Origin of the sequence: Leifsonia sp. P73 (assembly GCF_051059105.1) — a bacterium.
Taxonomy (GTDB): domain Bacteria; phylum Actinomycetota; class Actinomycetes; order Actinomycetales; family Microbacteriaceae; genus Leifsonia.
The window spans coordinates 1,022,553-1,035,929 of sequence record NZ_CP194931.1 but is presented as its reverse complement, the minus strand read 5'-3'; the positions used below and the strand labels follow the sequence as shown (position 1 = coordinate 1,035,929).

Genomic DNA, 13,377 nt, shown 5'->3' with positions numbered 1-13,377 from the left:
TCAGGCGGTCGGCGCCAGATAGACCTTCCGCAGCGTCTCCGTCACCGTCCACACCGTGCGGTCGCCGGCCGTCAGCCGGACCACGTCCCCGGCGCCGAGCTCCAGCCGAGCGCCCGTCTCCGGGAAGTCGACCCGCGCCCGGCCGGCGATGACGACGAACACCTCGTCGGCCTCCACGTCGGTGGTCGTGCCCGGCGCCATCTCCCAGACGCCGACCTCCAGCCCGGCGAACCGGCCGAGCTCGGCCGCGGCCGTCAGCGGGTCGTCCTCCGACCGCTCCAGCGGCAGCCCGGATGCGCGGACGCTCCCCGTGGCGTCCAGAGCGCCGCTCACGAGTCGAACCCCAGCCCGACCGCGTCGAGCGTGCGGAGGAACGCGTTGCGCCGTCCCTCGCGATGGTCGGCGCGGTCGAGCGACCACCTGGTGAGGTTGATGCCGAGGGAGGCCGCCGGCTCCGGCGGGAACGGCAGCGGCCGGCTCCGCACCATCTCCAGGCTCGTCCGCTCGGTCTCCCGGCCGGCCAGGAGGTCGAGCATGACCTGCGCGCCGAAGTGCGTCGCGGCGACGCCGAGCCCGGTGTAGCCGGTCGCGTAGGCGACCGTCCCGCCGCGGGCGGCGCCGAAGAAGGCGCAGAACCGGCTGCAGGTATCGATCGCGCCGGCCCAGCGGTGCGTGAAGGTGAGGCCTTCGAGTTGCGGGAAGGTCGTGAAGAAGTGCGCGGCCAGCTTCCGGAAGGTCTCCGGCCGGTCCTCGTAACGCTCGCGGACGCGCCCGCCGTAGTGGTACACCGCGTCGTAGCCGCCGAAAAGGATGCGGTTGTCGCGCGTCAGCCGGTAGTAGTGGAACTGGTTGGCCGAGTCGCCGAGGCCCTGGCGGCCGGACCAGCCGATGGAGGCGAGCTGGTCGGCGCTGAGCGGCTCGGTCATCAGGACGTAGTCGTAGACCGGCACGGTGGCGAGCCGGTTGCGCTTGAGCAGGCTCGGGAACACGTTCGTGGCGAGCGCCGTGCGCTTCGACCGGACGACGCCCTCCGGCGTGTAGAGGGTCGTGCCCTCGCCGATGCCCTCCACCGGCGAGTGCTCGAACAGCTCGACCCCGGCCGCCTCGCAGGCGCGTGCGAGCGCGCGGGCGAGCTTCGCGGGGTGGACCAGCGCCGAGTCGCGGGTGCGGAGCAGGCCGCCGAGGTAGGTGGGGGACTGCACCTGGTCCTGCACGGCCTCGCGGTCCAGGAAGCGCGCGTGCTCGCCGTCGGCGGCCTCCCGCAGCCACCCGACCTGGTGCGGCTCGGTCGCGAGGTCGATCGCGCCGTTGCGCTCGAACTCCGCGTCGAGGCCCAGCTCGGCGACGGTGGCCTCGATCTCGTCCAGGTTCGCCATCCCGAGCCGCTGCAGCTCGTCGAACTCCCCGCCGAAGCGGGTGCGGCCGTTCTCGTCGCCGTGCGTGAGGCTCGCCTCGCAGAAGCCGCCGTTGCGCCCGGAGGCGGCCCAGCCGATCCGGCGCCCCTCCACCAGCACGATGCGCGCGGACGGGTTCTCGCGCTTGGCGAGGAGCGCCGTCCAGAGGCCGGTGTAGCCGCCGCCGACGACGGCGAGGTCGCACTCGACGTCGCCGCGGAACCGCGGATAGCGGTCGCCGGGGGCGTCCTCGATCCAGAACACGGCCTGCCGGGCGGGAGCGAGCGCGTGGGTCACCACGGCGGCCGGGGGTGCCTGTCGTTCGAACACGGTGGTCGCCACGGCGATGTCCTCCTGGTGCGGTATCCGGTGCTGGTGAGGTGCTGGTGCCGCCCATTCTGCCCGGCGCCGCACCGGATGTCCGTCGCGAATCCGGCCCGACTCCGGGCAGACCGTCCGGCGCGGAGATGTGCGGATCCTCGCAGACGACACGGGGGCTGAACCGCTTCAGTTCGATGTACTCTTTCCCCGATCGGCCGCAGCGGCCGGCGCGAGAGGAGCATGACGTGGGGACAGCGACCCGGGTGACGATCGGTGGCCTCGCCGACCGGCTGGGGCTGTCGAAGGCGTCGGTGTCGTACGCGCTGAACGGCCAGCCCGGTGTGAGCGACGAGACCCGGCGGCGCGTGCTCGACCTCGCCGACGAGCTCGGCTGGCATCCCAGCTCCAGCGCCCGCGCCCTCTCCCGCGCCCGGTCGGACGCGATCGGGATCGTGCTGCGCCGCGATCCCGGGCTGCTCGGCACCGAGCCGTACTACATGAGCCTGCTCGCGGGGGTGGAGGCCGAGCTCGCCGAGAGCGGGCAGTCGCTGCTGCTGCGCATGGTCGGCCCCTCGAACGGGCAGGACCTCGCGGCCTACCGCCGCTGGAGCGCCGAGCAGCGCGTCGACGGCGTCATGCTCTTCGACATCATCGTCGGCGACCCGCGGCCGGCCCTCCTCGACGAGCTCGGCCTGGCGTTCGTGCTGCACGGCAACGACGAGAGCGTCGCGCCCGGACGTGTGCTGCTCTACGACGCGTGGGGCGACGCGCACATCCTGGTCGACCACCTGCACGCGCTCGGCCACCGCCGCATCCTGCACCTGCAGGGCCCCGCCGAGTTCGAGCACGAGCGGGAGCGGGCCGAGGCGATCGCGCGATTCGCGGGCGACCTCGGGATGCGGGCGGCCTCGGAGCCGACCGACTACTCGATGGAGGCCGGCGAGCGGATCGCCGCCGCGCACGCGAGCGACCCGTCGCTGTCCGCGCTGGTCACCTCCAACGACCTCCTCGCGCTCGGCGCGCAGGCCGCCCTCAGCCGCGCCGGCCGCGACGACGTGGCCCTGGTCAGCTGGGACGACTCCCTGATCTGCCGCCTCGGGTCCCGGCCGCTGACCGCGCTGGCGCGGTTCCCGGAGGAGCAGGGCAGGCGGGCCACCCGGATGCTGCTGGACGAGCTCGCCGGCGTGGAGACCGCGATCCGCACCGCGCGCGCCTCCGAGCTGGTCGTGCGGTCGACCAGCGTCCGCGCCTCGGTCTGAAAACGTATCCGATATACCCCTGAAACCTGGGGTGTCAACGCTTGGAATCACTGAACCGGTTCAGTTATAGTCGCCGTGGCGTCAGGTGCGCTCCCCGGGGACGGGAGCGGCGGCGCCCATCAAGAGACGAAGGAGTCACAATGAGGAAACGCGTCATCGCCGCCGCAGCGCTGGCGGCCACGATCTCGCTCGTGGCGGCGGGCTGCAGCAGCAGCGGGTCGACATCGTCGGCCAGCGGTTCGACCATCACCTACTGGGCGAGCAACCAGGGCACCAGCCTCGACAACGACAAGCAGGTCCTGACGCCGGTGCTCGACGACTTCACCAAGAAGACCGGGGTGAAGGTCAAGCTGGAGGTCATCGGCTGGAACGACCTGCAGACGCGCATCCAGACCGCCGTCACCTCCGGGCAGGGGCCCGACGTCCTGAACATCGGCAACACCTGGGCCGCCTCCTTCAGGCGACCGGCGCGTTCCTGCCGTTCGGGGACAGTGAGATGAAGGCGATCGGAGGCAGCGACAAGTTCGTGAAGACCGCCCTCGACACCGGCGGCGCGGCGGGCAAGACGCCCACCAGCGTCCCGCTCTACGGTCTCGCCTACGGCCTGTACTACAACAAGAAGATGTTCACCGACGCCGGCGTCCAGCCGCCGACCAACTGGGAGCAGCTGGTCACCGCGGCCAAGAAGCTGACCACCGGCACCCAGTACGGCTTTTCGCTCGCCGCCGGCAGCTACACCGAGAACTCCCACTTCGCGTTCATCAACTCGGCGCAGAACGGCGGCTCCTGGTTCGACAGCAAGGGCAACCCGACGTTCACCAGCCAGGCGAACATCGACGGCATCAAGCGCTACCTCGACCTGATGCAGACCGACAAGGTCGTCAACACCTCCAACGCCCAGTACGACAACGGCGTCCAGGCGGTGAACGACTTCGCCACCGGCAAGGTCGCGATGATCCTCAGCCAGAACAACGCCGACTCGTCGATCAACGCCAACGGGATGAAGTCCGACCAGTACGGCGTCGTGCCGTTCCCGTCGCCCGAGGGCGGCAAGCCGGTCGCCAGCCACGTCGCCGGCATCAACCTGTCGATCTTCAAGAACACCAAGAACAAGGACGCCGCCCTCGAGTTCGTCAAGTACATGACGAGCGAGTCGACGCAGACGACACTCGGCAAGCCGTACTCGAGCCTGCCGGTTCTGAAGGGCGCCAAGGCCGTCTTCACGGACAACCCGGACGAGGCCGCCACGTTCACGAAGATCTACAACGAGATGTCCAAGCCGTTGCCGCTGGTGCCGGCCGAGGACCAGTTCGAGAACACCGTCGGCAAGGCCATGAACGACATGTTCGCCAAGATCGCCACCGGAGGCACCGTCTCCGACTCCGACATCAAGTCGGCTCTGAGCACGGCTCAGGACCAGGTGAAGCAGTCGATCGGCGGCTAGTCCGCCACCGCGACGGCCGGGCGGGAGCCTCCTCCCGCCCGGCCGCCGCACCCACCGAAGGAGTTCCATGTCGACGACGACATCCGTCCGGACCAGCCCCGCCGAGGCGCCGGCCCCGGCGAAGACCCGCCGCAAGCGGCCCAAGGGCTGGTGGCTTCCGCTGGTGCTGCTGGCGCCGGCCATCCTCTTCGAGCTGCTGATCCACGTCATCCCGATGCTCACCGGCATCTGGATCAGCTTCCTGCAGCTCACCAAGTTCTTCATCGCCAACTGGAGCGAGGCGCCGTTCGTCGGCCTCAAGAACTACCAGGTCGCGCTGGACTTCAACACGTCCATCGGCGCCGGCCTGCTGACCTCGTTCCTCATCACCTGCAGCTTCACCATCCTCGTGGTCGGGCTCTCCTGGGCGCTCGGGATGGCCGCGGCCGTCGCGCTGCAGGGCCGGTTCCGCGGGCGCGGGTTCTTCCGCACCCTGTTCCTCGTGCCGTACGCGCTGCCGCTCTACGCGGGCATCATCACGTGGAAGTTCATGCTCCAGAAGGACACCGGGGCGGTCAACCACTTCCTGTTCGACAACCTCGGCCTGCCCGGTCAGAAGCCGTTCTGGCTGATCGGCGACAACGCGTTCTGGTCGATCGTCATCGTCGCGATCTGGCGGCTGTGGCCGTTCGCGTTCCTGATGCTGATGGCGGGCCTCCAGTCCATCCCGGACGAGGTGTATGAGGCGTCGGCGGTCGACGGGGCCAAGCCCTTCCGGCAGTGGCGGTCGATCACCCTCCCGATGCTGCGGCCGGTCAACGCCGTGCTGCTGCTGGTGATGTTCCTGTGGACGTTCAACGACTTCAACACGCCGTACGTGCTGTTCGGCAACGCCCAACCCGCGGCGGGCGACCTGATCTCGTTCCACATCTACAACGCGTCGTTCCTGACCTGGAACTTCGGCTCGGGCGCCGCGATGAGCGTGCTGCTGCTGATCTTCCTGCTCATCGTGTCCGGCATCTACCTGATCGTGCTCAACCGGAGGAACCGCAATGCGTGAGACCGCCTCGTCCAAAGTCTTCCGCTGGGTCGTCGTCGTCTTCCTGACCCTGTTCACGGCGGTGCCGCTCTACGTGATGATCACCTCGTCCGTGAAGCCGCTGTCGGATGTGCAGGGCGCGTTCACCTGGTGGCCGACGAACATCACCTTCCAGCCGTTCATCGACATGTGGTCGACTGTGCCGCTGGCGTCGTACTTCATCAACAGCGTGATCGTGGCGAGCGCCGCGACCATCCTCAGCCTGATCATCGCCGTGTTCGCCGCCTACGCGGTGTCGCGGTACCGGTTCAAGGGCCGCGGCGTCTTCACCACGACGGTGCTGTCCACGCAGATGTTCCCCGGCGTGCTGTTCCTGCTGCCGCTGTTCCTCATCTTCGTGAACATCAACCAGGCGGTCGGCATCCAGCTCGTCGGCACGCGCTGGGGCCTGGTGATCACCTACCTGACCTTCGCGCTGCCGTTCGCGATCTGGATGCTCGCCGGCTACTTCGACGGCATCCCGCGCGACCTGGACGAGGCGGCGATGGTCGACGGCTCCGGGCCGATGGGCGCGCTCTGGCACGTCGTGCTGCCCGCGGCCAAGCCCGGCCTGATCGCGGTCGCCATCTACTCGTTCATGACGAGCTGGGGCGAAGTGCTCTTCGCCTCCGTGATGACGACGGACGAGAACCGGACGCTCGCGGTCGGCCTGCAGCTGTACTCGACGCAGACGAACGTCTACTGGAACCAGATCATGGCGGCCTCGCTCGTCGTGTCGATCCCGATCGTCGTCGCGTTCCTCATCCTGCAGCGGAGCTTCGTCGCGGGCCTCACCGCCGGCGCCGTCAAGTAGCCTGCGCACCACCCCGAAAGGAATCATGGACCGCCCGTCCCCCTTCTCACCGTCGACGGAACGCCCGTGGTCTGGCTCGGAGCGAACTTCTGGTCGCGCACCGGCGGACCGCTCATGTGGAAGCGCTACGACCCGGCGGTCATCCGTCAGGAGCTGCGTGTGCTGGCCGACCACGGCCTGAACATGACCCGGTCGTTCTTCTACTGGCCCGACTTCCATCCGACCCCGGACACGCTGGACGAGCAGTGCCTGGCGAACTTCGCCGACTTCCTGGACGCGCACACCGAGACCGGGATGACGACCGTGCCGACCTTCCTGGTCGGGCACATGTCGGGCGAGAACTGGGATCCGGTGTGGCGGGAGGGGCGCGACCTCTACCGGGACGTCTGGTTCGTCGGCCGCCAGGCCTGGTACGTGCGGGAGCTCACCGCGCGGTTCGCCGCGCATCCGGCGGTGGCCGGCTGGCTGCTGACCAACGAGGTGCCCATCTACGGCGGGGAGGCGCCACGACCGATCGTGGACGCCTGGGCCTCGCTGCTGGTGAACGCGGTCCGCGCGGGCGGCGGAACGCAGCCGGTCGCGGTCGGCGACGGGTCGTGGGGCATCGAGACCACCGGGCACGACAACGGCTTCTCGGTGCGCGACCTCGCCCGGTTCACCGACTTCGTCGGCCCGCACGTCTACCGGATGGAGACCGACCAGACCCGCCAGCACCTCAAGGCGGCGTACATCGCCGAGCTCGCCGGTGTCGGCCTCCCGGTGATCATGGAGGAGTTCGGCCTGACCAGCGACTTCGTCTCCGACGAGGGCGCGGCCTCCTACTACCGGCAGCTGCTCTACACGACGCTCCTCGCCGGGGCGACGGGCTGGATCGCCTGGAACAACACCGACTACGACGACCTCGCCGGCCAGCGGCCGTACTCGCACCACCCGTTCGAGATGCACTTCGGCATCACCGACCGGCACGGCGCGCCCAAGCCGCCGCTGCGCGAGCTCGCCCGGTTCGCCGCCGACCTCGCCGCGATCGACCTCCCGAACGTGAAGCGCACGCCGGTGGACGCCGCGATCGTCGTGCCGTCGCACCTGGAGGCGGACTACCCGTTCACCAACGAGGTCGAACGCGCCCACATCGTCGCGACCGGCGAGCAGGCGTACCTGGCGGCGCACGAGGCGCATATCCCGGTGGCGGTGGTCCGCGAGCGGGAGGACGGCGGCCTCCCGGTCGGCTACGGCCTGTACCTGCTGCCGTCGGTCAAGCAGCTCTGCGCGACCTCGTGGCTGCAGCTGGAGGAGCTGGCGCGGGACGGGGCGACCGTGTACGCGTCGTACTCGCACGGCGACAGCGGGGTGCAGCGCGGGCCGTGGTGGACGAATACGGAGGCGCTCTTCGGCGTCCGCCCGCAGAGCGCGTACGGGCTGGCCGAGCCGGTGACCGACGAAGCGGCGACGATCCGGTTCGTGGCGGACTTCGGGTCGCTCCCCGCCGGGACGGTGCTCAGCGTCCCCGCGGCCGGGAACGAGAACGGCCGGACCTTCCTGCCGGTGCGGGCGACCTCCGGGACCGTCGTCGCGGTGGACGCGCACGGCCGTCCGGCGATCGTGGTGAAGGAGCACGGCGCGGGCCGCGCGGTGCTGGCGACGTATCCGCTGGAGTACTTCGCGTCCGCCCGGGCGCGCAGCAACCCGGAGGAGACCTGGCGGCTGTACGACGCGCTCGCGGCGGCGGCCGACGTGGAGCGCGACGTGCGGCTCGACGACCCGCGGGTGTTCGTGGACACGCTGGTGCACGACGACGGACGGCGCTTCGCGGTGTTCGTGTCGCAGCACGCGACGGCCGCCACGGTGCGGCCGGAGGTGGCGGGGGAGCTGCGGACGCTGAGCGGCGAGCCCGGCGGCGAGCTGGCGCTCGCCCCCTACGGTGTCGCCCTCCGCGAGCTCGTCCTGGACTGAGTTCCACGGACGCCGAAGGGCACATAGACGCCCCGAAAACGCGGTTTCAGGGGCGTCTACGTGCCCTTCGGCGCCAGGGTCAGCGGCAGGTGGTGAGCGTGTCGAGGCCCGTCGACAGCGCGGCGGTGCCGCCGACGAGGACGGCGGTCTTGACGCCGAGGTGCTCGACAGCCGACAGCGCGTCCGGGGGCAGGCAGCTCTGGCCGGCGATCAGCAAGGGGCTCCCATCCGCCCTGCGAGGGCAGCCCCTGCCAGGGCGTCCGGGAAGTTCGCCCCCGACGCGATCACGGCCGTGTCGTGCTCGTGGAGGGCGCCGACGACGCCCGTCTGCGCGGAGTCGAGGCCGGGGAACGCGTCCGCCGTGATCGCGACGGAGGTCGCGAACCGATCCGCTCCGGCCACGCGCGTGACGGTCAGGCCGGGAATGGCCGACAGCCCCGCTTCGAATCCGGAGGAGATCGCAGCGGCGCCGCCGACGATCTCCACGTTGGTGACGCCCGAGCGTTGCAGTTCAGCGACCGTGGCGGCGTCGGGGGCGGAAGCACGCCCGTCCACCAGGAGCACGCCCGCGTGCTTCGCGCGAGCGGCGGCACCGGCCGAGAGGGCGTCGGGGAACGTCCAGCCGGACGCGAGGAGGAGAGTCTTCGACCCTGTCGGGAAGCCGAACTCCGTGAGCGCGCGGGAGGTGGCGAAGCGGTCGCCGCCGGCCACTCTGACGACGTCGGCGGGGGACGCGACGAACTGCGACAGGCTCTGTGCGACGCTGTCCGAGACCGTTGCGGTGCCTCCGACGATCACGATCCGGCCGGGTCGGAGCCGGGTGAGCTCGGCGCCGATCGCGTCCGGGACGAAGCCCTGCGGCACGAGGAGGAGCGGTGCGCCGAGCGAGCCGGCCACCGGAACCGCGGAGAGCGCGTCGGGGAAGTTCTGGCCGCTGGCGACGAAGACGGTTCCGACTCCCGGGTCGTAGCGCGAGGACGACGACAGGGTGTTCGCCGAGATCGTCGCGGACGTCGCGTAACGGTCGGCGCCGGCCAGCCGCGTGGTGGCGGGAAGGCTCAAGGTGGTCGTGGGGTAGATCGAGTCGTACTCGCCGAGCGTGATCGGATCGGACCAGAAGGTCCCGGCCTCCGGCTGGCCGGCGATGTACTCCATGACCCGGTACGTGCCCGGGAAGGTCAGGAAGCCGTAGGTGCCGTACGTGCCCATGTATTGGGCGGTGCGCTGCAGCACGGTCTCCGAGCCATCCGCTTCGACCTGGATCAACTGGGAGTCGCCGACGATCGACCCCGTCGCAGTGGAGGAGCATCGTGGGCACTGGAATCCTGCAGAGATCTGAGCGAGTCCGTAGGTCGTCTGATCCGCGGCAGCCACCGAACCCGCGGCAGTGTCGACGGCGAACGCTCGGGTGGCGGTCTCCCGGTTCGCCCACGACGTCCCGGTCCAGTAGGACCCCTGGCCGTCGTACCCGACGCTGTACGCACCGGGGAGGAGGCCGCTGATCGTGTACGTGCCGTCGGCGAGGGTCGTCACCGCCGGTGCCTGGTCCTTGTGCGCGGAGAACCACTGCCACGTGTCCGACCGTGCCGCGATCACCGATCCGGCGGGTGCGGCGGCGTTCGCCGTCGTCACGATCCGGCCGGTGATCGTGGTCGGGAGCGGGAGGGTCTGGTCGAACGTGATGTCCGCGCCGGAAAGGAGCGACAGGTCCTCGCCCTCGCCGGGAAGCCCGACGAACTTCGCACGGTTGCCGTACACGGACTGGTAGCCTCCCGTGCCGAGGTACTCGACGTGCAACTCGAGGTGCTCGTTCGGGTAGGGGAGCGGGGCCGTCAGCGAGTACGCACCGGAGGCGTCGGTGAGCACCGGGCTGCCGATGGGCACGACGCTCGTGTCGAGGTAGGTGCCTACGAGGCTCACGCGCGCCTCGCCCGCGGCGGCGGGGTGGGAGGCGTCGCCGAGGCTGATCGTCCCGTGGACCACCGGTCCCGAGTCGGCGGCCGCCGGCGAGGCCACGGCGAGACCCGCGGCGAGCGCGAGCACGGCGGCAGCGAGCGTGATGGGGCGCGGCGTCTTCACCCTGTCCTCCTGACGTGGGTGAACTCCGTCACGCACACGGCGATCCTAGTGAATCCCGCGCGTGTACCTCAGCCGGCCGTCGGCGCGTGCCGTTCGAGGAAGTCGAAGACCTCCGTGGAGTCCACGCCCGGGAACGTGCCGGTCGGCAGCGCCGCCAGCAGCGAGGTGGGCGTGCGCGCCGCGGGCCACGCCATCCCCTCCCAGCGGTCGGCGAGCGCACCCGACGGCCGGCGGCAGCACGACTCGTCCGGGCAGCGCGACACCGCGCGGTGCGTCGTCTCGCGCCCGCGGAACCACTTCACGTGCGCGAACGGCACGCCGACGCTCACCGAGTAGTCGCCCTCCTTGGCCTTCTCGATGCGGGAGGTGCACCAGAACGTCCCGCGCGGTGTGTCCGTGTACTGGTAGTACGGGCTGAACCGGTCGGCGACGTCGAAGACCGTCCGTGCCGTCCAGCTCCGGCAGACCGGCGTGCCCTCGATCGCCCCCAGCGCGTCAGACGGGAACGCCACCGAGTCGTTCTCGTAGGCCTTGATGATCGTCCCGGACTCGTGCACCTTCATGAAGTGCACCGGGATGCCGAGCCGCGCCGTCGCCAGGTTGGTGAACCGGTGGCAGGCCGTCTCGTACGACACCGCGAAGGCGTCGCGGAGGTCCTCCATCGAGATGCGCCGGAAGTTCTTGGCCTCCGTCAGGAACGCCACCGCGTCCTTCTCCGGCAGCAGCAGCGCCGCGGTCAGGTAGTTGGTCTCCACCCGCTGCCGCAGAAAGTCGGCGTAATTTCCCGGCTCGTCGTGGCCGAGGAGCTGGGAGGCGAAGGCCTGCAGGATGGGGGAGCGGGAGTCCCGGGAGGCCGACTGCTCGGTCGGCAGGTAGATGCGGCCGTTGCGCTTGTCGGTCACCGACCGGGTGGAGTGCGGGAGGTCGCCGACGTAGTGCAGCGAGAACCCGAGCCGGTCGGCCATGTCGGCCACGGTCTGGTGGGAGACCGGGCCTCCGGTGTGCCCGACGGCGCCCAGCAGGTCGGCGGCGATCGCCTCCAAGTCGGCGAAGTAGTTGTCGCGGGCGCGCATCGTCGCGCGCAGCTCGGCGTTGGCGCGGCGGGCCTCCTCCGGGGTCGCCGCGCGCTCCTTGTGCAGCCGCGCGACCTCCTGGTGCAGGGCCAGGATCGCCCGCAACGTCGCATCGGGGACGGCCTTGGACACCCGCACCGGGTCGATCCCGAGGGCGCCGAACACGGGTCCGCGCTGGGCCCGCTCGACCGCGATCTCCAGGGCGGCGCGCTCGTCCGGCGCGTCGGGGGCGAGAAGGTCGTCCACCGTCACGCCGAGGGCGGCGGCGATGGCACGGAGCTGGGCGAGGCGCGGCTCCCGGTTGCCGTTCTCGATCGCGGACACCTGCGAGGGCGCCCGGTCGATCGCGGCGGCGAGCGCCTCCAGGGTCATGGCCCTCTCCAGGCGGAACGCGCGCACGCGCCGGCCGAGCGTGAGCGCGTCGGCTCCGGTCGGCTCGTCGTCGATCCTGACAGCGGTGTCGGTCATGCAGGCCATGGTGACACTCCCCGGAAGTTCTAGCAAACAGAAGAACCCGCGAATTTCTGTCGACGGATCTTCTCCGGACCTGTTGCGGCCGGGCCACGATCGTGTCAAACGATCCGACCGATGGAGGTCACCATGAACCCCGCAGCCCGCCCCGGCGACACCACGCAGACCGCCGCCGAGCTCCGCCTCGAGTGGGACGCCGACCCGCGCTGGTCCGGCATCCGCCGCGACTACACGGCCGAGGACGTGGTGGCGCTCCGCGGCCCGGTGCGCGAGGAGCAGACGCTCGCCCGCCGCGGCGCCGAGAAGCTCTGGGAGCTCATCCAGCGCGACGGCGGCGGAGAGGACCCGAAGTGGGTCGCCGCCCTGGGCGCGCTCACCGGCAACCAGGCCGTCCAGCAGGTCCGCGCCGGCCTGGAGGCGATCTACCTCTCCGGCTGGCAGGTCGCCGCCGACGCCAACCTGTCCGGTCAGACCTACCCCGACCAGAGCCTGTACCCGGCCAACTCGGTCCCCGCGGTGGTCCGCCGCATCAACAACGCGCTGCTGCGCGCAGGCCAGGTCGAGGGCACCGACGGCCCGGTGGCCGACTGGATGGCTCCGATCGTCGCCGACGCGGAGGCCGGCTTCGGCGGCCCGCTCAACGCCTACGAGCTCATGCACGGGATGATCCAGGCGGGAGCGGCGGGCGTGCACTGGGAGGACCAGCTCGCCAGCGAGAAGAAGTGCGGCCACATGGGCGGCAAGGTGCTCATCCCGACCGGGCAGCACATCCGCACCCTGAACGCCGCCCGGCTCGCGGCCGACGTGGCGGGAGTCCCCACCATCGTGATCGCCCGCACCGACTCGCTCGCGGCCACCCTGCTCACCAGCGACCACGACGAGCGCGACCGGCCGTTCCTCACCGGCACGCGCACGGCGGAGGGCTTCTACGACGTGCGGAACGGCATCGAGCCGGTCATCGCCCGCGGCCTCGCCTACGCGCCGTACGCCGACCTGCTCTGGGTGGAGTCGGCCGAGCCCGACCTGGAGCTCGCCCGCCGCTTCGCCGAGGCCGTGCACGCGCAGTTCCCCGGCAAGAAGCTGGCGTACAACTGCTCGCCGTCGTTCAACTGGCGCAAGCACCTGGACGACGAGACGATCGCCCGGTTCCAGCGCGAGCTGGCGGCGATGGGCTACGCGTTCCAGTTCATCACCCTCGCGGGCTTCCACGCCCTCAACTACTCCATGTTCACGCTCGCCAAGGACTACGCCGACCGGCAGATGAGCGCGTACGTGGACCTCCAGGAGGCCGAATTCGCCTCCGAGAGCTCCGGCTACACCGCCACCCGTCACCAGCGGGAGGTCGGCACCGGCTACTTCGACCGCATCGCGACCGCGCTCAACCCCACCAGCGCCACGCTCGCCCTCGTCGGCTCCACCGAACAACACCAGTTCTAACCTCCCACCCCCGCACCCCCCTCCATCTCTCCCGGAGTCATGTACGTCGACACGCCGTGCGAAGCGTGCACAACTCCG

The 13,377-nt window shown here is 70.6% G+C and carries 10 protein-coding genes and 1 pseudogene; 6 read left to right on the top strand and 5 right to left on the bottom strand.

What is annotated here, in order from left to right:
• Together ACQ86L_RS05215 and ACQ86L_RS05210 are read right to left on the bottom strand one after the other, a co-directional pair.
• The gene (locus ACQ86L_RS05215; RefSeq protein WP_434317963.1) at positions 1 to 333 is read right to left on the bottom strand and encodes a cupin domain-containing protein; all 333 of its coding nucleotides are present in this window, start codon (positions 331 to 333) and stop codon (positions 1 to 3) included.
• On the bottom strand, positions 330 to 1,736 hold the full coding sequence (locus ACQ86L_RS05210; RefSeq protein ID WP_434317962.1) for an NAD(P)/FAD-dependent oxidoreductase: 1,407 nt from the start codon (positions 1,734 to 1,736) through the stop codon (positions 330 to 332). The genes ACQ86L_RS05215 and ACQ86L_RS05210 overlap by 4 nt, the downstream gene beginning before the upstream one ends.
• A 224-nt stretch (positions 1,737 to 1,960) precedes the next feature.
• Here ACQ86L_RS05210 and ACQ86L_RS05205 point away from each other — a divergent pair, with 224 nt between their 5' ends.
• From ACQ86L_RS05205 to ACQ86L_RS05185, 5 genes and pseudogenes are all read left to right on the top strand, one after another.
• Positions 1,961 to 2,974, top strand: coding sequence for a LacI family DNA-binding transcriptional regulator (locus ACQ86L_RS05205; protein WP_434317961.1), 1,014 nt, complete (start codon positions 1,961 to 1,963; stop codon positions 2,972 to 2,974).
• A 140-nt stretch (positions 2,975 to 3,114) separates the two neighbouring features.
• Positions 3,115 to 4,418, top strand: a pseudogene (locus ACQ86L_RS05200) (ABC transporter substrate-binding protein).
• A 67-nt stretch (positions 4,419 to 4,485) separates the two neighbouring features.
• Positions 4,486 to 5,457: a carbohydrate ABC transporter permease gene (locus ACQ86L_RS05195; protein ID WP_345834547.1), complete on the top strand. Its 972-nt coding sequence runs from the start codon at positions 4,486 to 4,488 to the stop codon at positions 5,455 to 5,457.
• Complete coding sequence (locus tag ACQ86L_RS05190) at positions 5,450 to 6,289, top strand: carbohydrate ABC transporter permease (protein WP_434317960.1); 840 nt, start codon at positions 5,450 to 5,452, stop codon at positions 6,287 to 6,289. The genes ACQ86L_RS05195 and ACQ86L_RS05190 overlap by 8 nt, the downstream gene beginning before the upstream one ends.
• A 66-nt stretch (positions 6,290 to 6,355) precedes the next feature.
• Positions 6,356 to 8,239, top strand: coding sequence for a glycoside hydrolase 5 family protein (locus tag ACQ86L_RS05185; protein WP_434317959.1), 1,884 nt, complete (start codon positions 6,356 to 6,358; stop codon positions 8,237 to 8,239).
• A 79-nt stretch (positions 8,240 to 8,318) separates the two neighbouring features.
• On the opposite strand, the gene ACQ86L_RS05180 is transcribed toward ACQ86L_RS05185, so the two are convergent.
• The 3 genes from ACQ86L_RS05180 to ACQ86L_RS05170 all read right to left on the bottom strand — a co-directional run bounded on the left by ACQ86L_RS05180 (position 8,319) and on the right by ACQ86L_RS05170 (position 11,859).
• Complete coding sequence (locus ACQ86L_RS05180; protein WP_434317958.1) at positions 8,319 to 8,456, bottom strand: hypothetical protein; 138 nt, start codon at positions 8,454 to 8,456, stop codon at positions 8,319 to 8,321.
• Complete coding sequence (locus ACQ86L_RS05175) at positions 8,450 to 10,318, bottom strand: cell wall-binding repeat-containing protein (RefSeq protein ID WP_434317957.1); 1,869 nt, start codon at positions 10,316 to 10,318, stop codon at positions 8,450 to 8,452. Before ACQ86L_RS05175 ends, ACQ86L_RS05180 begins: the two co-directional genes overlap by 7 nt.
• A gap of 68 nt (positions 10,319 to 10,386) precedes the next feature.
• Complete coding sequence (locus ACQ86L_RS05170) at positions 10,387 to 11,859, bottom strand: helix-turn-helix domain-containing protein (protein ID WP_434317956.1); 1,473 nt, start codon at positions 11,857 to 11,859, stop codon at positions 10,387 to 10,389.
• A 120-nt stretch (positions 11,860 to 11,979) separates the two neighbouring features.
• On the opposite strand from ACQ86L_RS05170, the gene aceA reads away from it, so the two are divergent.
• The gene (aceA, locus tag ACQ86L_RS05165; protein WP_434317955.1) at positions 11,980 to 13,299 is read left to right on the top strand and encodes an isocitrate lyase; all 1,320 of its coding nucleotides are present in this window, start codon (positions 11,980 to 11,982) and stop codon (positions 13,297 to 13,299) included.
• The last annotated feature ends 78 nt before the right edge of the window (positions 13,300 to 13,377 follow it).

Coding starts and splice junctions, on each gene's coding strand:
- ACQ86L_RS05190 (WP_434317960.1), top strand. CDS start 5,450: ATGCGTGAGACCGCCTCGTCCAAAGTCTTCCGCTGGGTCGTCGTCGTC.
- ACQ86L_RS05170 (WP_434317956.1), bottom strand. CDS start 11,859: ATGACCGACACCGCTGTCAGGATCGACGACGAGCCGACCGGAGCCGAC.
- ACQ86L_RS05195 (WP_345834547.1), top strand. CDS start 4,486: ATGTCGACGACGACATCCGTCCGGACCAGCCCCGCCGAGGCGCCGGCC.
- aceA (WP_434317955.1), top strand. CDS start 11,980: ATGGAGGTCACCATGAACCCCGCAGCCCGCCCCGGCGACACCACGCAG.